Annotated in this window: 18 protein-coding genes and 1 pseudogene; 7 read left to right on the top strand and 12 right to left on the bottom strand. The window is 68.7% G+C overall.

Features of this window, described 5'->3' with window-relative positions; translation table 11 throughout:
• Positions 1 to 19: 19 nt before the first annotated feature.
• Positions 20 to 511, top strand: coding sequence for a 5-(carboxyamino)imidazole ribonucleotide mutase (purE, locus tag ACI8U3_RS00350; RefSeq protein ID WP_415012872.1), 492 nt, complete (start codon positions 20 to 22; stop codon positions 509 to 511).
• Positions 511 to 1,590, top strand: coding sequence for a 5-(carboxyamino)imidazole ribonucleotide synthase (locus ACI8U3_RS00345; RefSeq protein ID WP_415012871.1), 1,080 nt, complete (start codon positions 511 to 513; stop codon positions 1,588 to 1,590). The genes purE and ACI8U3_RS00345 overlap by 1 nt, the downstream gene beginning before the upstream one ends.
• Positions 1,591 to 1,631: 41 nt before the next feature.
• Here the strand turns inward: ACI8U3_RS00345 and ACI8U3_RS00340 are convergent, their stop codons facing one another.
• Both ACI8U3_RS00340 and ACI8U3_RS00335 read right to left on the bottom strand, forming a co-directional pair.
• A complete protein-coding gene (locus tag ACI8U3_RS00340) occupies positions 1,632 to 2,021 on the bottom strand; it encodes an endonuclease domain-containing protein (protein WP_415012870.1) in 390 nt (129 codons plus the stop codon).
• Between the two features lie 67 nt (positions 2,022 to 2,088).
• On the bottom strand, positions 2,089 to 2,727 hold the full coding sequence (locus tag ACI8U3_RS00335) for a COQ9 family protein (RefSeq protein ID WP_415012869.1): 639 nt from the start codon (positions 2,725 to 2,727) through the stop codon (positions 2,089 to 2,091).
• Positions 2,728 to 2,929: 202 nt separating this feature from the next.
• Here ACI8U3_RS00335 and rpsU point away from each other — a divergent pair, with 202 nt between their 5' ends.
• Positions 2,930 to 3,160: a 30S ribosomal protein S21 gene (gene rpsU, locus ACI8U3_RS00330; RefSeq protein ID WP_148291571.1), complete on the top strand. Its 231-nt coding sequence runs from the start codon at positions 2,930 to 2,932 to the stop codon at positions 3,158 to 3,160.
• 72 nt (positions 3,161 to 3,232) lie between these two features.
• Here rpsU and ACI8U3_RS00325 read toward each other — a convergent pair whose 3' ends face one another.
• Together ACI8U3_RS00325 and ACI8U3_RS00320 are read right to left on the bottom strand one after the other, a co-directional pair.
• Complete coding sequence (locus ACI8U3_RS00325; RefSeq protein WP_415012868.1) at positions 3,233 to 4,687, bottom strand: ABC transporter permease; 1,455 nt, start codon at positions 4,685 to 4,687, stop codon at positions 3,233 to 3,235.
• On the bottom strand, positions 4,684 to 5,637 hold the full coding sequence (locus tag ACI8U3_RS00320; protein WP_415012867.1) for an ABC transporter ATP-binding protein: 954 nt from the start codon (positions 5,635 to 5,637) through the stop codon (positions 4,684 to 4,686). Before ACI8U3_RS00320 ends, ACI8U3_RS00325 begins: the two co-directional genes overlap by 4 nt.
• A 120-nt stretch (positions 5,638 to 5,757) precedes the next feature.
• Between ACI8U3_RS00320 and ACI8U3_RS00315 the strand changes: the two genes are divergently transcribed.
• Entirely contained in the window at positions 5,758 to 6,156 is a 399-nt protein-coding gene (locus ACI8U3_RS00315) for a hypothetical protein (RefSeq protein WP_415012866.1), read from the top strand.
• Between the two features lie 3 nt (positions 6,157 to 6,159).
• Here the strand turns inward: ACI8U3_RS00315 and ACI8U3_RS00310 are convergent, their stop codons facing one another.
• The 5 genes and pseudogenes from ACI8U3_RS00310 to ACI8U3_RS00290 all read right to left on the bottom strand — a co-directional run bounded on the left by ACI8U3_RS00310 (position 6,160) and on the right by ACI8U3_RS00290 (position 12,354).
• Positions 6,160 to 6,795 carry a M23 family metallopeptidase gene (locus ACI8U3_RS00310; protein WP_415012865.1) on the bottom strand — a complete coding sequence of 212 codons (636 nt, stop codon included), beginning with the start codon at positions 6,793 to 6,795 and terminating at the stop codon, positions 6,160 to 6,162.
• Positions 6,796 to 7,051: 256 nt separating this feature from the next.
• Positions 7,052 to 8,875 carry an autotransporter domain-containing protein gene (locus ACI8U3_RS00305; protein ID WP_415012864.1) on the bottom strand — a complete coding sequence of 608 codons (1,824 nt, stop codon included), beginning with the start codon at positions 8,873 to 8,875 and terminating at the stop codon, positions 7,052 to 7,054.
• An 88-nt stretch (positions 8,876 to 8,963) separates the two neighbouring features.
• A complete protein-coding gene (serA, locus tag ACI8U3_RS00300; RefSeq protein ID WP_415013174.1) occupies positions 8,964 to 10,208 on the bottom strand; it encodes a phosphoglycerate dehydrogenase in 1,245 nt (414 codons plus the stop codon).
• A 123-nt stretch (positions 10,209 to 10,331) separates the two neighbouring features.
• A pseudogene (locus ACI8U3_RS00295) lies at positions 10,332 to 10,880 on the bottom strand (HAD-IB family phosphatase); the annotation flags it as partial.
• A gap of 91 nt (positions 10,881 to 10,971) precedes the next feature.
• Complete coding sequence (locus ACI8U3_RS00290; protein WP_415012863.1) at positions 10,972 to 12,354, bottom strand: SDR family oxidoreductase; 1,383 nt, start codon at positions 12,352 to 12,354, stop codon at positions 10,972 to 10,974.
• A 125-nt stretch (positions 12,355 to 12,479) separates the two neighbouring features.
• On the opposite strand from ACI8U3_RS00290, the gene ACI8U3_RS00285 reads away from it, so the two are divergent.
• Complete coding sequence (locus ACI8U3_RS00285) at positions 12,480 to 13,388, top strand: Hsp33 family molecular chaperone (RefSeq protein WP_415012862.1); 909 nt, start codon at positions 12,480 to 12,482, stop codon at positions 13,386 to 13,388.
• 3 nt (positions 13,389 to 13,391) lie between these two features.
• Here the strand turns inward: ACI8U3_RS00285 and hslU are convergent, their stop codons facing one another.
• Positions 13,392 to 14,693 (bottom strand): ATP-dependent protease ATPase subunit HslU, encoded by a 1,302-nt coding sequence (hslU, locus tag ACI8U3_RS00280; RefSeq protein ID WP_415012861.1) that lies wholly within the window; start codon positions 14,691 to 14,693, stop codon positions 13,392 to 13,394.
• A 107-nt stretch (positions 14,694 to 14,800) separates the two neighbouring features.
• Here hslU and ACI8U3_RS00275 point away from each other — a divergent pair, with 107 nt between their 5' ends.
• Positions 14,801 to 16,348: a GNAT family N-acetyltransferase gene (locus tag ACI8U3_RS00275; protein WP_415012860.1), complete on the top strand. Its 1,548-nt coding sequence runs from the start codon at positions 14,801 to 14,803 to the stop codon at positions 16,346 to 16,348.
• A 42-nt stretch (positions 16,349 to 16,390) separates the two neighbouring features.
• Here ACI8U3_RS00275 and greA read toward each other — a convergent pair whose 3' ends face one another.
• Together greA and ACI8U3_RS00265 are read right to left on the bottom strand one after the other, a co-directional pair.
• Entirely contained in the window at positions 16,391 to 16,867 is a 477-nt protein-coding gene (gene greA, locus ACI8U3_RS00270) for a transcription elongation factor GreA (RefSeq protein ID WP_415012859.1), read from the bottom strand.
• Between the two features lie 72 nt (positions 16,868 to 16,939).
• On the bottom strand, positions 16,940 to 17,794 hold the full coding sequence (locus ACI8U3_RS00265; protein WP_415012858.1) for a hypothetical protein: 855 nt from the start codon (positions 17,792 to 17,794) through the stop codon (positions 16,940 to 16,942).
• An 89-nt stretch (positions 17,795 to 17,883) separates the two neighbouring features.
• On the opposite strand from ACI8U3_RS00265, the gene ACI8U3_RS00260 reads away from it, so the two are divergent.
• On the top strand, positions 17,884 to 19,185 hold the full coding sequence (locus ACI8U3_RS00260) for an SLC13 family permease (RefSeq protein WP_415012857.1): 1,302 nt from the start codon (positions 17,884 to 17,886) through the stop codon (positions 19,183 to 19,185).
• The last annotated feature ends 3 nt before the right edge of the window (positions 19,186 to 19,188 follow it).

Raw genomic sequence — 19,188 nt, 5'->3', positions numbered from 1 at the left:
CCTTGACGTCGGAGGGTTCATGGACCGCTCTACGCCCCTGGTCGCCATCGTGATGGGCAGCCGTTCGGACTGGCCCACTATGAAGTGCGCGGCCGACGCGCTGGACGCGCTTGATGTCGCCTGGGAGGCGCGCGTCGTCTCGGCCCACCGCACCCCCGACCGGCTGGTCGCCTTCTCGCGCGGGGCCAAGGGCGAAGGCTTCAAGGTCATCATCGCCGGCGCGGGCGGCGCGGCGCACCTGCCGGGCATGGTGGCTTCCATGACCGAGCTGCCTGTGCTGGGCGTGCCGGTGAAGTCCAAGGCGCTGAAGGGGCTCGATTCCCTGCTCTCCATCGTCCAGATGCCCGGCGGCGTGCCGGTGGGGACCCTGGCCATCGGCGAGGCGGGAGCCACCAATGCCGGCCTGCTGGCCGCCCAGATCCTGGCCCTGTCGGACGAGGCGCTGGCGGGACGGCTGGCCAAATGGCGCGCGGAGCTGACCGAGTCCGTGGCGGAGACCGTCGAGGACTGATGGCGCAGTTTCCCCTCGCTCCCGGCTCCAGCATCGGCATTCTCGGCGGCGGCCAGCTGGGCCGGATGCTGTCGCAGGCGGCCTCGCGGCTGGGCTTCGACGTGGTGATCCTCGACCCGCAGGCCGAAAGCCCGGCGGGACGCGTGTCGCGCCAGCAGATCACCGCCCCCTTCGACGATCCCGATGCGCTGGAGGCGCTGGGCCGGGTGTCGGATGTGGTGACCTTCGAGTTCGAGAACGTGCCCTCGGCGGCCGTGGACCTGCTGGCCGTCAACGGCGCGGCGGTGGCGCCCGGCCCCACGGCGCTGGCGGTGGCGCAGGATCGTTCGGCGGAGAAGACCTTCCTCAACGCCGTGGGCGCCGCGACGGTGGAGTTCGCCTCCATCGATTCCGCCGACGACATCGCCGCCGCCCTGCCCCGCATCGGCCTGCCCGCCCTGCTGAAGACCCGGCGCGAGGGCTATGACGGCAAGGGTCAGGCCTGGGTGCGCTCGGCGGACGAGGCCGAGGCCGCCTTCGAGGCCATCGGGCGGGCGCCCGCCATCCTCGAGGCCAAGGCCGACTTCGTGCGCGAGCTTTCAATCATCGCCGCGCGCGGTCTGGAGGGCGAGATCGCCGTCTATCCGCTGGGCGAGAACCGACACGCCAACGGCATCCTGCGCACCACCCTCGCTCCCGCCGAGGTGCGCCCCGAAACCGCCGCCCGCGCCCGCGAGATCGCCGAGGCCATTCTGGACGGGCTGGCCTATGTGGGCGTGATCGGGGTGGAGCTGTTCGAGCTGGCGGACGGAACCCTGCTGGTCAACGAGATCGCGCCCCGGGTGCACAACACCGGCCACTGGACCCAGGACGGCTGCCTCTGCGACCAGTTCGAACAGCACATCCGCGCCATCGCCGGCTGGCCGCTGGGGTCAACCGACGCCACAGCCCGGGTGGAGATGACCAATCTGCTGGGCGAAGACGTCCTCGACTGGCCCGCTCTGTCCGCCGACCCCGCCGCGCGGCTGCACCTCTACGGCAAGGGCGAGGCGCGCCCCGGGCGGAAGATGGGACATGTGAACCGGGTGCGGAACCTCTAGTTCTCCTCCCCGCTCGCGGGGAGGGGGACCGCGCGGGCGACTCAGCCCGCGTGGTGGAGGGGGCGGCCGGGTGTTTCAGGCAAGCGCGCCTCGGCCGCATCTCCGATCCAGCCCAGCACATCCACCAGATGGTCCCGCACGTCCGACGCGGCGATCCGCATGACCTTGATGCCCTGCCCGGCCAGCCATTCCGTGCGGCGTCCATCGTGGGCGCCGCGTTCGGCGGTCAAGTGCGAAGCGCCGTCCACCTCGACGGCCAGCTTCGCGGCGGGGCAATAGAAGTCCAGAATGTACGGCCCGATAGGGTGCTGGCGGCGGAACTTCAGGCCGCGCAGCTTTCGGCTTCTGAGTTGGACATAGAGCCGAGCCTCCGGCGGGGTGAGTTCGCGCCGGAACGTTCGTGCGCGCTCATGGGATTTGCTGTCCGCCATCGGCGCCGCCCCCTCCACCACGCCCTGTCGGGCGCGGTCCCCCTCCCCATGAATGGAGAGGAGAGTTCTAGCCTCTGTACCGCATCCGGCCCAGCCATTCCGTGGCCTTGCGCAGCGGCGCGTCGAAATCCTTGCCGGCTTTCCACTTTTCGAAGGTCATGACGTCAGCGATGCGGCGCTGGACGAAGGCCTCGGCGGCGTCGCGGCCGTCGAACCAGCGCATGGTCAGGGCCGGGATCAGGATGCCCGACAGGATCATGCGCTTGGAGTAGTGATTCTCGTCCGTGGCCGTGTCGCCGGCCCAGCGCCAGATGCGGTCGGCGCTCTCCCAGGCCAGTTCCAGCCCCAGGTCGGCGTTGGTGGGCAGGGCCAGGAAGCCGGCGCAGCGGCGGGTGGCCTCAAGGTCCGCAGCCCCGGCCTCCATGCGGGCCGAAACCCCGGCGAAGATGCGCTCGCGGATTTTCAGGCCCTCGGACGACAGGCCGTCCAGCGCCCGGGCGTCGTGGCGACGCGACAGAAGAGCGGCCAGATCGCGCGGGCCGTTGGGCAAGAGCAGTTCCTCATCCCCCCGCGACAGGCCGTTCGCCTCGCAGGCCGCGCGCACCAGACGGCGGTTCCAGCCCAGCGTGGGCGCGCGCTCGATGGCGGCGTCCAGCACCGCCTGCTCCATGCGGTCGGCCCAATCAGGTTTCGTGCTCGTGGTCATGCGTTCAGAATACGCCCGGCCCGCGCGCGTGGCGAGCCTGCATCACAATCTGCGTCCTTTGGACCGGAAACCTAGACAGGCTTACGCGGTTCGTGTATCCGCACGCCTTCCTTGCGGGAGCCCGCCTTCCGCGAGAAATTGTTTCTTGTTCGCCCGTCTCCCTTGGATAAGGACGCGGCGGGCGGCCAAAGGAGAGAGACCCCTGGTTCAGATTTTCGTTCGCGACAACAATGTCGATCAGGCGCTTAAGGCCCTGAAGAAGAAGATGCAGCGCGAAGGCAGCTTCCGTGAAATGAAGCGTCACGTGCATTATGAAAAGCCGTCGGAAAAGCGCGCCCGTCAAAAGGCCGAGGCCGTGCGCCGCGCCCGCAAGCTGGCCCGCAAGCGCGCCCAGCGCGAGGGTCTGCTGCCCGCGCCGCCGCCGCGCCGCTAAGGCTTCACGCCGGCTAAACGATCAGGCCGCTCCGGTTCGCCGGAGCGGCCTTTTCGCGTTCTGGCCCCGGCGTCAGGCCTGCCGCTTCAGCACCCGCCCCAGGCTTTTCCAGTCCAGCTTGATCCCCGACAGGGCGCCCGCCCGGAACGCCCGCCCCGCCAGCCAGGTGACGATCACCACCGTCAGGGCCATGGCCGCGATGGTGCCGAGGATCTCGATCAGCGGCGGACCCGAAGGCGCCCGCGCGCTCATCAGGAACGGGGTGAACAGCGGGATCCAGGACAGCACCTTGACCACCATGGCGTCTGGGCTCCGCATGGCCAGCTGCATGACCAGCAGCGGCACGATCAGGATCATCATGATCGGCCCGATCAGGGTCTGGGCCTCGCGCGGCGTCTCGCAAAAGGCGCCGATGGCGGCGAAGATCACCGCGTACATCAGATAGCCCCCCGCCAGATAGGCGAACAGGTAGAACAAGAGCCCGTCCTGCATCAGCACCGAGGCCACGTCGGCGCCGATCTCGGGGATCAGGGCCGCAAATCCGGCCACGCCCATGGCCCCCCAGGCCAGCAGCACCGTGCCCGTCAGGGCGGCGACGCCCAGCACCTTGCCCGCCAAAATCTCGGTGGACGAGGCCGAGGACATCAGCACCTCCAGCACCTTGTTGGCCTTCTCCTCCATGACGCTGTTCATCAGCATGGAGGCCCCTGTGACCACCAGCGACCACAGCATGAAGCCCAGGGCGAAACCGATGATGCCGGGCAGGCGGTCGCGCAGGGACACCTCGCCCCCGCTGACGCTGGCCGGCGAGAACAGCTGCACCTGCGGCCGGAACCGCTGCACATCGTCAACCACCGCATCGGCCACGCCGGCGCCGGTCAGGGCCTCGCGCCGGTTCACCTCCACCAGGGCCGCGCGCACAGCATCCTCCACCGTGTCGTCCGTGGCTCGGCGCGACCACACCACCGCCGAGGGCGCGCCGTCGGTCCGGTTCAGGATCACCGCCGAGTCCAGCCGCACATCTCCGGGCAGCATGCGCTCGCCCTCGAACCAAGGCGCCAGAACCGCCGCCGGATCCTGCGCCGACGCCACTTCAGTCAGTTCGGCGGGGACCGGCTCGACGATGCGGATGCGTTCGCGCGGCGCGCTGAACCCCATGGCCGCCTGGGGCGCCACGCGCCTCAACTCGGCCAGCCCGGCCTCGTAACCCTCGCGCTCGGCAATATCCCGCACGCCGTCCGCCTGCTCCGGCCCGGCCTCGATGCGGGCCGCGGCGCGAAGGGCCTGCGCCTGTCGGCCCAGAGCCTCACGGTCCAGCGCCGCGCGTACGGCGGCGCTCAGGGACGCGCCTTCCCCTTGCGCCTCCACCAGCACCACCTCGCGCACCGGTTCAGAGCGTTCCATGAGAATGGGCACCGAGCCGCCCAGAACAGCGAAGAACGGCAGGGCCAGCAGCGACAGCCAGAAGCCCACCGTGCGGGCGTAGGCCAGATATTCGCGGCGGGCGATCAGCAGAGCGCGTTTCATCGGGCGGCCTCCTCGTCCTGACGAACCTGGGCCTGTTCGGGGTCCGTCCCGGTCAGGCCGATGAAGGCGTCATGCAGACTGGGCTCGCGCATCTGGAAGGTGCGCACGTCCAGGCCCTGGATGAAGGCGGTCTTCAGCGCCTCCTGTCCCGCGCCGCCCGCCGCCATTGTCGCGCGGATGCGGCGCGTCTCGCCCAGATCCTCGCTGTCCACCGAGACCACGCCCGGTAAGGCCGCGACGGCGTCCGGCGCGATGGCGCCTTCCAGGTCCAGATAGCGCGGCGCCGTGGCTCGCGCCTCGTCCACCGTACCCTCGAACGCCTTCTGCCCGCCGGCGATCAGCACCACCTTGTCGCAAAGCCGCTCGGCGTGCTGCATCACGTGGGTCGAGAACAGCACCGTGGCGCCCTTGGCGGCGATGTCGCGGATCATGACCTCCAGCCCCTGCTGGTTCATGGGGTCGAGGCCCGAGAACGGCTCGTCCAGAATGACGAACTCCGGCTCATGGGCCAGGGCGGCGATCAGCTGGACCTTCTGGGCCATGCCCTTGGACAGGTCCTTCATCTTCTTGTTCGCGGCGGCGCCCAGTCCCTGGGCCTCCAGCATGACACGGGCGCGCCGGCGGCCCTCGCCCAGCGGCACACCCTTCAGACCGGCGAAGAAGGCGATGGCGTCCACCGGCGTCATCTTGCGGTACAGGCCGCGCTCTTCGGGCAGGAAGCCGATGCGGTCGCGCACCTTGCGCCCGTCGTCCGCGCCCAGAATCTCAATGCGCCCCGAGGTGGCCGGCGTCAGGCCCAGGATCATGCGGATGGTGGACGTCTTGCCCGCCCCGTTCGGCCCCAGAAAGCCGCAGATGGATCCCTTGGGAACCTGAAAGCTCAGATCACGCACGGCCTGAAAGGCGCCGTACCTTTTGCTGACATCCGTAAGTGCGAGCGCCGGACCCATGCCGCCTCCCCTGTTCGCGAACGCTATCCCTAGCCCGCTTCTCCACCGCCCGCCAACCGTGGCCGTTGACGCAACTTCGGCCGCGTCGGATGGTCAGACGGGGCTTTCATGGAGACGGATGTGCTGAGACGAGTTCTGGGGACGCTGGCGGGGATTGTGCTGGCCGTCGTCATCACCAGCCTGTGGGAGATGACCGCCCACTATCTGATGCCCCCGCCGCCCACGCGTCTGGACGTGGCGCCCGGCGCGCCGACCCTGGCTCTGGTGATCGTCGGCTACGGCGTCGCCACCTTTCTGGGCGCCCTGACCGCCGCGCGGCTGGCGAGGGTCGACTGGGCGGCGCTGATTGTGGGCGGCTTGATGGCGGCGTCTGTGATCGCGCTGGTGGTCATGATGCCCCACCCGCTCTGGTTCCTGGCCCTGTCTCTGGCGGTGGTGGGGGTCGGCAGCACCCTGGCCCAATGGACGAGCCAGCGAATGAGCGGTGGTTCTGCGCCGCTCTCCAGCGTCGTCGAATAAGGCTCAGCCCCGTGCGTGGTCGCCCGGAATGCGCACCGTGAACTCGCGGCCCAGATAGCTGGCGGGGTTCAGGCGGGCCCCGCCACGGCGGATCTCGAAATGCAGGTGCGGACCGGTGGAATAGCCGGTGGAGCCCACCTTGCCGATGACCTGGCCGCCCGCCACCTCAGCGCCCACCTGCACGTCCACCGCGCTCATATGGGCATAGAAGCTGCGCAGGCCGTTGGGATGACGCACCTCAACATAGCGGCCATAGCCCGCGCGGTCATAACCGGCGGCGGTCACCACGCCTTCGCTGGTGGCCAGGATCGGCGTGCCGGTGGGCGCGGCGATGTCCACGCCCTGGTGCGCCCGCGCCGCCGCCTCGCCCGCCAGATGGCGGGTGCCGAAGCGGGAGTTGATGGGGTGATTTTTCACGGGCAGGTCGAACAGGATGATCCGCGTGGGCGGGCCCATGTCCTTGGCCTCGGCGATCACCGGCGGCGCGATCGGCTTTTCCTCAACCAGCGCGGGCGCCTCGACCGCCACATGCATGGCCTGGGGCGCGGCGGCCATGGCCATCACGGCGACGGCGGCCAGACCCATGGTCTGGCTGGTGTGGGTGAGGAAAGACCTCGCAGTCGGCAATAGTCGTCGCAAGCGGCGGCTCCGTCGGCGGCGTGACAAGCTCGTGAAAGCTCGATGGGAAGATCGCCGCGCGGGTCTGCGAGAGACCCGGAACCTTCAGGCAAGAAGGTCGGCGACCTGATCGAGCAGCCTTTATTGCGGACCGATGGGGCTATATCTGGGCGCCGCATGCGTCAGACTGTCGCACCCGCGCAACCTTCTGGGATCGTGACGGAAAAACGGCGGCGAGCATGGCCCGCCGCCGTCTCTCATCAGGCCTCGCCGTGGATCAGAACGGCAGCCGCAGGGTCACAGCGCCCACGTGGCTGTCCGCGGCTTCGGCGAAGCGGCCGCGATAGCCGATGTCCAGGTTCAGCCGCTCGCCGAGGCGGGCGTTGACCCCCAGATTGACCATGGCCTGCTGCGACAGCGGATTGTCGAACGCCGTGGACAGCGCCTGGGCCGGGTTAGCCGCGAGGCCGACGGTGACCGGATCGGCGTCGTCGTTGATCAGATCGCGATAACCGCCCTCGGCATAGAAGCCGAACGCCGGGCCGCCGCCTTCCAGACGCATGGCCACCTCGGCCGTCAGGCCTTCAACGGTGCGGTCGGCGATTTCGTGCCGGGCGGCCGGACCTTGCTCCACATAGCCGTCCACATCCGCGCTGACCCAGGCCAGGGCCGCACGGGGCGACAGGCTGACCCCGCCCATGTCCATCCAGGTTCCGGCCTGCAGCCTGGCCCCGGTGGTGACCGCGCGGGTCTTGCCCGAATGGGCCACGGGGGTCAGGGCCGTCAGGCGCGAGATGTCGTCAAACCGCGTGCTGGAGGCGCCCAGCACCCCGTTGACGAACCAGGCGTCCGAGCGCCAACCGGCCCACAGGTCCGCACCGACGGATTCAATATCCGCCGCCAGTCGCCCGGCGGTCAGATCGCCCTCGTCGAAACCGACGCCGACGCCGAACCGCCAGTTGGACGACGGCATGGCCTCGGCTTCGAAACGGGCGCCCCAGGTCTCCGTTTCGGCCGCCGCGATTGCGCCCCGGGCGTCGAACTCGGTCTGGTCATAGATCGCGGTGGCGCTGACGCCGCCGGAGCCTTCCACCCAGCCTTCGCGGCCCGACAGGCGGGACGAGCCGTCCTCCAGCGACCGCTCGCGGTGGCGGAACGCGGTCTCGCCCAGCACCGTGGTCTGGGCCCCGGCATCGCCGTAGTACATGTAATCCAGCGCCAGGTTCGCCAGCGCCCGGTGCCCCGTCGCCGTGGGATGCACGCCGTCGAAGTAGAAATAGCTGTCCGGATTGGCGCAGACCGTCAGGGTCGTCTGGTTGAAGCAGGCGTCCGTCGCGTTGCTCACCCCGAACAGGCCCGGATTGGCGGCGAAGAAGGCCGAGGCCGTCTCCAGATCCATCAGGATGATGTTGCTGTTGGAATTGGCCGCTGCGGCGGCGAACAGCCCCTGTCGCAGCGCTCCGTTGAAGGCCGCTGTCGCGCCCCCCGCCAGATTCTGGGCCGGGCCACCGCGGAACTGCGGCGTGGCGGCCAGGCTGGGCAGGTTCGAGACCAGCACCGTTCCGGCGCCGGCGCCCGCCACGGCGTTGACCAGGCCCGTAACCTCGGCGGCCGCGTCCGTGGCCTCCAGCGTCAGGTAACCGATGGGATCGGCCAGCGGTGTGGTGGCCACCACCTGAATGGCCTGAAAGATGTTGTTGGCGCCGCCCAGAATGCTGACCAGGTCGTTCGAGCCGAATGTGCCCCCGGCGCCCAGATAGGCCTGAAGCTGGACCTGCATGCCCGGCGGGTTCATGGCCGCATCGGTTCGAGCGCCGCCAAAGGCGTAGTTGACGCTGCCAGAGGTCGTGCCGAAGCCCGTCAGATCGAAGCCCAGCAGTTCGGTGAACACCCGCCCGTCCGAAAAGCGGCCGTTGAAGTAGAACGGCGCCGGCGGCTGGGTTCCCCCGGTGAAGGCGAACAGATTGCCGTTGTCGCTCAGGCTGTCGCCGAACACGACGAGCCGGTCATAGGACTGGGCCTGGGCTTGGGGGGCGGCGGCGAAGGCGGTGACGCCCAGGACGACGGCGAGCGCCGCCGCCGAAACGGTTTGACGAGACATGATCTTCCTCCCTTCGACCGTCAGCATGCGGTCGTTCAGGGCAGTGTGCGCCGACCAGCGGCGGACGCAAGATGCCGCTAGGGAAGGTTCAGTGCAGAATTCGGAACCGCAGGGTGCCCGGGATGGCCTTCAGGTCGGCCAGCAGGGCGCGGTCGTAGTCCCGGTCCACGTCAGCGATCACATAGCCGGTGCGCTCGTCGGTCTTCAGGTGCTGGGCCAGAATGTTCAGCCCGGCGTCCGCCAGCACCCGGTTGATGGCCGCCAGCACGCCCGCCTGATTGCGGTGGATGTGCAGCAGCCGGTGCCCGCCCGTCACCTCGGCCAGCTGGACGTTGGGCAGGTTGACGCTGAAGGTGGTGTCGCCCCGGTTCAGATAGCCCAGCACCCGCTCGGCGGCGAAGTCGGCGATGGCTTCCTGCGCCTCCTCGGTGGAGCCGCCGATGTGGGGCGTCAGGATGACGTTTTTCAGGCCCCTCAGCGGGCTGTCGAACGGGTCGTCATTGGTGCGCGGCTCCTCCGGGAACACATCCACCGCCGCCCCGGCCACCCGGCCCGAGCCCAGCGCCTGGGCCAGCGCCCCGATATCCACCACATGGCCCCGCGACAGGTTCAGCAGCAGGGCGCCCGGCTTCATGCGCGCGAATTGCTGCGGGCCCATCAGATTGGTGTTCGACTGGCGCCCGTCCACATGCAGGCTGACCACGTCCGCCTCGGCCAGCAGGGCATCCAGCGACCGCAGCCGCCGCGCATTGCCCAGGGCCAGCCGCTCCACCACGTCGTAGAACACCACCCGCATGCCCAGCGCTTCGGCCAGCACCGACAGCTGCGAGCCGATGGCGCCGTAGCCCACGATGCCCAGCGTCTTGCCACGCAGCTCACGCGATCCGGTCGCGGACTTGTTCCAGGCGCCCCGGTGCATGGCGGCGGACTTGTCCACCACGTCGCGCATCAGGGTGACCGTCAGGCCGATGGCCAGCTCCACCACCGAGCGGGTGTTGGAATAGGGCGCATTGAACGCCGCCACGCCCCGGTCGGCCGCAGCCTCCAGATCGATCTGGTTGGTGCCGATGCAGAAGGCGGCCACCGCCATCAGCTTGTCCGCCGCCTCCAGCACCTTCGCCGAGACATTGGTCTTGGAGCGTACGCCCAGCACATGCACGCCCTTGATGCGCTCGATCAACGCATCCTCGTCCAGCGCGCCCTTCAGGGTTTCGACCGAATAGCCTTCCTCCCGCAGCCGCTGCACGGCCAGGAGGTGGATGTTCTCCAGCAGCAGGATCTTCATGCGGCTGCGCGGGAACGACCAGCGCCCGCTGAGACCTTCGGCGTGCAGCACCTCGTCCAGCGAGCGGGCTTCGGCGTCGGCGGCGGCCACCACCGGCTCGCGCCGCGCCACTTCGGTGAAGGCGTAGAAGCGGTCCACGACCCCGGCCTGCTTGATCACTGCGTCGTTCCAGCCGTCCCCGATCAGGATCACCGGGCCGGGCAGGTTCAGCGCCTTCAGCGCCTCGGCCTTGCCGCCCTCGCGGGACAGGGGATTGGTCTCGTCCACGCCGGTGACCCGGCCCTCGTCGTCATAGAGCAGGTCGTTGGCCAGCACCCGCGCGGGCGCCACACCCAGTTCGGCGGCCACCGGCGCGATGATCTCGCGGAAACCGCCCGACAGGATGATGATGCGGTCGGCATTCTCGGCGAAGAACCGCGCGTTGCGGCGCACCGAGGGCGTCAGCTCACCGAGGATGCGGCCGGCCAGCGCCTCCACATGGCTCCGGGTCAGCTGCAGCAGCTCCAAGCGCCGCTTCAGGGCCTCGCCGAAGTCAATGTCGCCCGCCATGGCCTGATCGGTCAGGCGCGACACGCGGGTGCGGATGGCGTCAGCTTCAGCGGACTCCCTCAGCACCAGATCTGCCAGCGCATCCAGCGTCTCCACCTTGACCAGGGTGGAGTCGAAATCCAGCACGACAAAAGGGGCGGCTGTGGAAGCGGAAGACGGCGAAGCGTTCATTCCGTTTCTTTAGCCGCCCCTTCGCGGGTGCAGCAATGCACGGAGGGTCCGATCAGGACCGATTCCGGGGCATTTTTTCTCTGAAGGCCGTTCAGCGGTCCTGCGCGCGGTGATGCTCCAGCGCCGCGGCGCCCACCGCAGCGGCGATCGTAGCCAGCGCCAGCAGCGCACCGCCCTCCCGCGCATGATCCTTGGCGAACTGGCCCGTGCGCACAGCGCCGTCGCGGGCCATGCGACCGGTCTTGCGGGCGCCGGCCTCGATCTCTTCCGACGGGAAGGCGTCGGCGGCGCGGTCGAACCAGCGGCGGGCGTCCTTGGCGGCGCGGCCGCCCCAGTCCTCGGCGTCGTCGCGGACCCGGTCGGTCCAGCGGCCCAGCCGGTCGGTTACGCTGGGCCGGCGACGCCAGTTACGCGGGTCGACGCGCTCGCGCAGGCGCTCATAGCGGGTGGGGCCGCTGCGCTGGGTCAGAAGCACAGCCGCGACGCCGGCCAGGGCGATCAGAGCCAGACCGCCTCCGGTGATGCCGGGGTGCATGCGGGCCTGAGCCAGAAGGCTGGACTGTCGAACCATCGGATAATGAACCTCTTCATAGAGACCGTCTTCCGTCGGGTCATAGAGCCCGTCGTCATAGGTCTGATAATCTGCACGCCGATCACGCATCATCGAGGGTCCGAAGCGCGCGAGCAGCGGTTCCGCCACACCGGGGAACAGCGAGTAGAACGCAGCCAGCACCGATGCGCTCCCGCCCACCGTGATTTCTCGCGTAGAATGGGTCGCGCAGTGCAGAATGGCCTCGGCCACCACATGGGCCGCATAGACCGGCTGGGGGTTGCGGACGGCCTCGCCGGTCAGGTTGCGGGCGTGTCGGGGATAGGGCGTATCCACCGCCGCCGGCTTGACCAGCGACACCTTCACCGGCGTCCCTTCGCGCAGCATCTCGATGCGCAGGGAGTTGGTGAAGCCCTTCACCGCATGCTTTGACGCCGCATACAGCCCCTGCACCGGGAACGGCGCGTCGGACAATGTCGAGCCCACATTGATGATGGCCCCGCCGCCGGGCCGGGCGCGCAGATGCTCCACCGCAATGATCGACCCGTTCACAACGCCCCAGTAGTTGGTGTCGAACAGGCGTTTGTGATCCTCCAGCGTCGTCTCGCGGATGGGGCCATAGATGGACACGCCCGCATTGTTCACCCAGGTGTCGATCCCGCCGAACAGCCGACGGCAATTGTCCGCCGCCTCCGCCAGCGCGTCATGGTCCGCCACGTCCGCCACCGCATAGGCGCAGCGTCCGCCCTCGGCCTGGATCTCCTCGCAAAGGGCCTTCAGGTCGCTTTCGCCCCGGGCGATCAGGAACACACAGGCCCCCGCCTTGGCCGCCCGCCGTGCGGTGGCCAGGCCGATGCCGGAGGTGGCGCCGGTGATGACGATGGCCTGTTTCGAAAGGGGCTTCAGCTTGGGTCTGCGGGACATGTATGGCCTTGCTGCACGGGTCGGAATCGGAACGGCCCGTCGTCGCGACGGGTTCCGCCCCTTATCATGGGCGATGATAGACACTATCTGACCGCGTCCGCCCGACAAACCAGAGGATATGCGCCTTGAGCGACGCCGCGCCCATTCATACGCCTGACGACGATCTGGCCGCCGCCTTCCAGATCGAGGGTTGGCCCGTGCGCGGCCGCCTGGTCCGCATGGGCCCGGCCGTGGACGCCATTCTGTCCGCCCACGACTATCCCGAGCCCGTGGCCGCCCTGCTGGGCGAAGCCTGCGCCCTGGCCGCCCTGGTGGGCTCCGCCCTGAAGTTCCAGGGCCGCCTGATCGTGCAGGCGCAAGGGGATGGCCCCGTGCGCTATGTGGTCGCCGACTACGACACGGCCGGAACCCTGCGCGGCTATTGCCGGTTCGACCCCGACGAGGTGGCGGAAGCGTCAAAGGGCTTCGCGCGGCCCGGGGCCAAGTCGTTGCTGGGCGAAGGCGTCTTCATCATGACGCTGGATCAGGGGTCGGACCGTGACCGGCATCAGGGCGTCACCCCCATCGAGGGCGAGACCCTGGCCCTGTGCGCCGAGACCTATTTCGCCCAGTCCGAACAGGTGCCCACTCGGGTCAATCTGGCCGTCGGCCGCGTCACTACCGATGCGGGCGAGCAATGGCGCGCGGGCGGGGCCATGATCCAGCTGATCGCCGGCGACGAGACGCGCGGCTCCACGGAAGAGGTGTGGGACCGCACCCGCGCCCTGTTCGCCACCCTGGGCGACGATGAGCTGGTGGACCCCACCATCACGCCGGAAACCCTGCTGTTCCGCCTGTTCCACGAGGACGGCGTGCGTCTGGAGGATCCGCAGGCCCTGGCCGCCGTGTGCCGCTGCTCGCCCGAGCGCGTCACCGGCATGCTGCGCTCGTTCCCCGAGGATCAGCGCGCCGAAATGGTCGAGGATGACGGCAAGATCCGCGTCACCTGCGAGTACTGCTCGACCACCTACGAGATCGAACCCGCGAGCGTCTGACGATCAGAGAATGAAACGGCTGAGGTCGGCGTTCTTCGCCAGATCGCCGACCTTTTCGCGCACCATGTCGCCGTCAAAGGTCAGGGTCTGGCCCGACAGGTCCGACGCCTTGAAGCTGGTTTCCTCAAGCACCCGCTCGATCACGGTCACCAGACGCCGCGCGCCGATGTTCTCCACCGCGCCATTGGCGGCCACCGCCGCGTCGGCCATGGCCTCGACGGCGTCATCGGTGAAGACAAGGGTCACCTCCTCGGCCGCCAGCAGGGCCTGATTCTGACGGATCAGATTGGCCTCGGGCTCGGTCAGGATGCGCTTGAAGTCATCACGGGTCAGGGCCTTCAGCTCGACCCGGATCGGCAGGCGGCCCTGCAGCTCGGGCAGCAGATCGCTGGGCTTGGCCACGTGGAACGCCCCCGAGGCGATGAACAGCACATGGTCGGTCTTCACCGGCCCGTACTTGGTTGAAACGGTGGTGCCCTCGATCAGGGGCAGCAGGTCGCGCTGCACCCCCTCGCGGCTGACGTCGGCGCCCGAGCGGTCGGACTTGGCCGCAACCTTGTCGATCTCGTCCAGAAAGACGATGCCCTCGTTCTCGGCCAGCATCACCGCCTCGCGGGTCAGGCTGTCCTGATCCAGCAGCTTGTCGCTCTCCTCGGTGATCAAGGGCGCCCAGGCGTCGCGCACCTTCAGCTTGACCGATTTGGTCTTGCCGCCGCCCATCTTGCCCAGCATTTCCGACAGGTTGAGCACGCCCATGCCCGCCCCGCCGGGCAGGTCGATGTTCTGGAACGGCGAGGCGGTGTCGGCCAGCGCCAGCTCGATCTCCTTGTCGTCCATCTCGCCGGCGCGCAGCTTCTTCTTGAAGGCGTCGCGGGTGGTCGGCTGCGAGCCCGGCCCGACCAGGGCGTCCAGGATGCGATCCTCGGCGGCGGCTTCGGCCTTGGCCTTCACGCCCGTGCGGCGATCCTCGCGCACCATCACCAGCGCCGCCTCCACCAGATCGCGCATGATCTGGTCCACGTCGCGGCCCACATAGCCCACCTCGGTGAATTTGGTGGCCTCAACCTTCAGGAACGGCGAGCCGGCCAGCCGGGCCAGGCGCCGGGCGATCTCGGTCTTGCCCACGCCCGTGGGGCCGATCATCAGGATGTTCTTGGGGGTGATCTCGTCGCGGATGTCCTCGGGCGCGCGCTTGCGCCGCCAGCGGTTGCGCAAGGCCACGGCCACGGCGCGCTTGGCGTCGTGCTGGCCCACGATGAAGCGGTCGAGTTCGGAGACGATTTCGCGGGGAGAGAGGTCTGTCATGGCGCACACATAGGCGCTGTGTGGCCGCAAAGGGAGGGGGGCATGCATCCAACCCGCCGCTGAACGGTTAAGCTGGCCAGAACATAACGCCGACCATCTGGAGTCCCATGACCAAGACCGCCCGCACCGCCCTCATCGAAATCCGTAATCCGACGCTGAAGGACGTGCCCCGCATCTATGACCTGGTCCAGAAAGTCTACGGCAACAGCGGCTACACGCGCGGCATGCTGCAGGGGCAGGTGGCGACTTTCCGCGAGGGCCAGTTCATCGTCGAATACGAGGGCGACCTGGTGGGCTACGCCGCCGGCTTCCTGATCGACGAAAAGACAGCCATGCAGGCCCACACCTGGGACGAGATCACCGGCGGCGGCTACGCCTCGCGCCATGATCCCAATGGCGAGTGGCTGTACGGTATGGAGGTGTGCGTCGATCCGGACGCGCGCCGCCTGCGCATCGGTCAGCGCCTGTATGACGCGCGGCGCGAGCTTTGCGAGCATCTGGAACTGAAAGGCATCGTCTTCGGTGGACGCATGCCGGGCCTGGATCGCAGGAAAAAGACCTATCCCTCGCCAGAGGAATATCTGGACGCCGTCACGGCGCGAAAGGCCAAGGACCCGGTGGTGGCCTTCCACCTGAGGGCCGGCTTCGAGCCCATAGGGGTGCTGAAGGACTATCTGCCCGCCGACCGCCAGTCCATGGGTCACGCCACCCACATGATCTGGCGCAATCCCTATTACCCCGAGGAGCGCGGCGCCAAGGGGGCGGTGTTCGCCTCCAAGGAAAACGTGCGCGTGGCGACGGTGCAGTTCCAGGCCCGCAAGGTCTCCTCTTTCGAGGAGTTCATGCACAATGTGGAATATTTCGTCGATGTGACGGCGGACTATCGCTCGGACTTCGTTGTGTTCCCCGAGCTGTTCACCCTCCAGCTGCTGGCGCTTGAGGAGAAGAAGCTGAATCCGGCCGAATCCATCGAGGCGCTGACCCGCTACACGCCGCGCTTCGTGGAGGAAATGTCCAAGCTGGCCATCAGCTACAACATCAACATCATCGGCGGCTCGCACCCCACCCGGACCGACGACGGCGAGATCCAGAATGTCGCCTATGTCTTCCTGCGTGACGGCTCGGTGCACGAGCAGGAGAAGATCCACCCCACGCCCAACGAACGGCACTGGTGGAACATCAAGGGCGGCGACATGGTCCACGCAATCCCGACGGACTGCGGCCCGATCGGGGTGCTGATCTGCTACGATTCCGAGTTCCCCGAACTGGCCCGCCGGCTGGTGGACGAGGGCGCGCGCCTGTTGTTCGTGCCGTTCTGCACCGACAACCGTCAGGGCTATCTGCGGGTGCGCTATTGCTCCCAGGCCCGGGCCATCGAGAACCAGTGCTACGTCACCCTGTCCGGCAATGTGGGCAATCTGCCCAACGTCGAGAACATGGACATCCAGTACGCCCAGTCCTGCATCCTGACCCCGTGCGACTTCCCCTTCGCCCGCGACGGCATCGCCGCCGAGGCGTCCGAGAATGTCGAGACGGTCACCGTGGCCGACCTGGACCTGTCCGACCTGGCCTGGGCCAAGGCCCAGGGCACTGTGCGCAACCTGCGCGACCGCCGCTTCGACCTCTACAAGACCGTCTGGAGCGACAAGGGCTAGGCGGCCATCGGCTAACGTCGACGCGAGAATCCGATGTCGCCCTCAGTCGACGGCGGTGATTTCCACGTCTTGCCCCGCCACGACGGCGCTGTCGCCGACCCGCTTGCCCATGAGGGCGCGCGCCAGCGGCGACACGTGCGACACCGATCCCTTCGCCGGGTCGGCCTCATCCTCGCCAGTAATGCGCCAGGTCTGGGTGCGGCCGTCCTCGCGCTCGATGGTCACCGAACCGCCGAAGCGCACGGCGCCGTCCGGGGCCGTCTCCACCAGCTGGGCGTTGCCACGCCGGGCGGACCAGTAGCGCAGGTCGCGCGTGGCCCGCGCCATGGCGGTGCGGTCCGCCTCGATGTCGCCCTTCGCCTGGGCCGCGGCATAGGCCGTGCGGGCGGAGGCCAGTTCGGCCTCGATCATGGCCAGCCCGTCCGGCGTCACCAGATTGGGATGGGCGGAGACGGGGCGATCGGGAAGATCGGCGGCCGTGGCCTCCAGATCCTCCTCGCGGGTGAAGGCCACGCTCATGGCCGCCCTCGCATGGGGTGCGTCATCAGGGTCATGTCAGAGAAAGGGTCAGCGCACGGACGGGTTCCACCGTCAGCTGCGCCACTCCTGAATGATCTCGTCAGAGCCGATGGGGGCGAAGGCCACATACTCGCGGCGGATGCGGATGACGCACAGGGGGCGCTGATCGGGACCGGCGCTCTGGCAGCGCACGGGGCGGCCGTCGGAGAAGGCGCCCAGACGCCCCTCGATGATCAGGTGGAAGCCTGTGGGGCGTTCCAGCGTCTCGCCTTCCTCCGCGCGGATGGCGGCCTGCCAGGGCCGGTCGCCGCGCTGGTTCACCCGCGAGCTGTCGGCCTCGAAGAAGGCGGCCAGACCCACGGTCTGGGGCGAGGCGGCCGGGGCGCCGCCCAGCGGATCGACGCGGATCGGCGGACAGCCGTCGCCGGTCATCCACGGGCGCGGAATCCAGAAGCCCTCCACCGCGTCATAGGGTCCGCCGCCCAGCTGGGCCACGAAGCCGGTCTCGGTCCAGTTCTCGGGCGTGGCCGACAGGCGGATGGTCGCGCCCTCGTCGGCGTATTCCCACCAGGCCCAGGCGTCCGATCCCGCCTGACGCGGTCCGAAACAGCCGAAGGGAATGCGAATGCGGAAATTGCGCCCGGCCAAGTCGGCCTCGCCCTCGGGCGCCGGCTCCCCGGCCGCATAGGCGGCGGTGGCCTGATCGACCATGTCCAGCAGTTCGGCCCGTGTCAGGGCGGGCGGCGGCAGGGGAATGGTCGGGGTCTGCACCGGCTCAACGACCTCCGGCTCGACCGCCGGTTCCGGCTCTTCGGGGGTGGGATCGCCGCGCAGCAGCATGACGCCCACGGCGCCCAGGATCATCACGAACACCACGGCCGCCAGGATCAGCCGCAGGCGGTTCGGATTAGACGGAGAGCTAGACATGAACGAACCCTAGCACAGACTTTGCGCTGCGACAGTCAGATCACGCAACGGAGTGTTGACGCAGGGCCTCGGGTCTGTGTCCTGATCCCATGACCTTCGATCAAATGCTCGCACTGGTGATTCTGGCGGCCGTGGTGGCCGCCCTGATTCATGGCAAGGTGCGCTCCGATGTAGTGGCCCTGACGGGGGCGGCGGCGCTGCTGGCCACGGGCGTGATTCGCCCGGTGGAGGTGCAGGGCGCCTTCGCCAGCCCGGCCATCATCGCCCTGGCCAGCCTGTTCGTCATCGCCTACGCCATCGAGTTGTCGGGCCTGCTGGACTGGCTGATCCAGCGCGCCATCATCCTGTGCCGGCGGATCGGCGTACTGGGCGTGTGGCTGACCATGGCCCTGTGCGGGGCCGGGTCCGCGTTTCTGAACAATACGCCCATCGTGGTGCTGGCCGCGCCGGTGGTGCGGGACATGGCCCAGTCCCTTGGGCATTCGCCCAAGCGCTATCTGATTCCCCTGTCCTATCTGACCATCATGGGTGGGGCCTGCACCCTGATCGGCACCTCCACCAACCTGCTGGTCAACGATATGGCCAGGAACGCCGGTCAGCCCGCCTTCGGTATCTTCGAGATCACCTCCGTGGCCCTGATCATCGGGGCGGCGGGGGCGGCCTATCTGTTCCTGCTGGGCGGCCGGACCCTGGCCAAACACGCCGACGACGAACGCGGCGCGGCGGATCAGGACGCGGCGGATTCCGGGGTCGGCTTCGTCGGCGACGCCGAGCTGTTCGCCAAGCACCGTCCGCTGGACCTCTCCCGCGCCCTGGTGTCGGCCGGGGTGTTCGCCGGGGTGGTCATCGTGGCGGCCATGGGTTGGGCGCCCATCGCCGCCTCGGCCTTCGCCGGGGCGGTGCTGCTGGTGCTGCTGGGCACCATCAACGCCGACGAGGCCTACCGGGGCCTGCGCCCCGAGGTGCTGCTGCTGATCGCGGGCATGGTGGTGGTGGGCCTGTCGTTCGAGGTGACGGGCCTGGCCTCGGCCATCACCGGCGGCCTGATCGGCCTGATCCAGCCGCTGGGGCCGTGGGGCGCCCTGTTCCTGCTGTACGGCTTCGTGCTGCTGACCACCGAGGTGCTGTCAAATGCGGCGGTGGCGGTGCTGCTGACGCCGCTGGCGGTGGCCCTGGCCGACAGCCTGGGCGTCGACGCCCGGCCCTTCATCGTGGCCGTTATGATGGCCGCCAGCGCCGCCTTCGCCACGCCGTTCGGCTACCAGACCAACGTCATCGTCTATCAGCTGGGCAATTACAGCTACATGGACTTCGTGCGGGTGGGCCTGCCCATGAACCTGATCACCTGGGCGGTGGGCGGGCTGACCATTCCGCTGTTCTTCCCCTTCTGAGCC

Source organism: Brevundimonas sp., assembly GCF_047617075.1.
Lineage (GTDB): Bacteria > Pseudomonadota > Alphaproteobacteria > Caulobacterales > Caulobacteraceae > Brevundimonas.
Note: the sequence above shows the minus strand (reverse complement) of the source record. Positions and strands in the feature narration are given on the sequence as shown.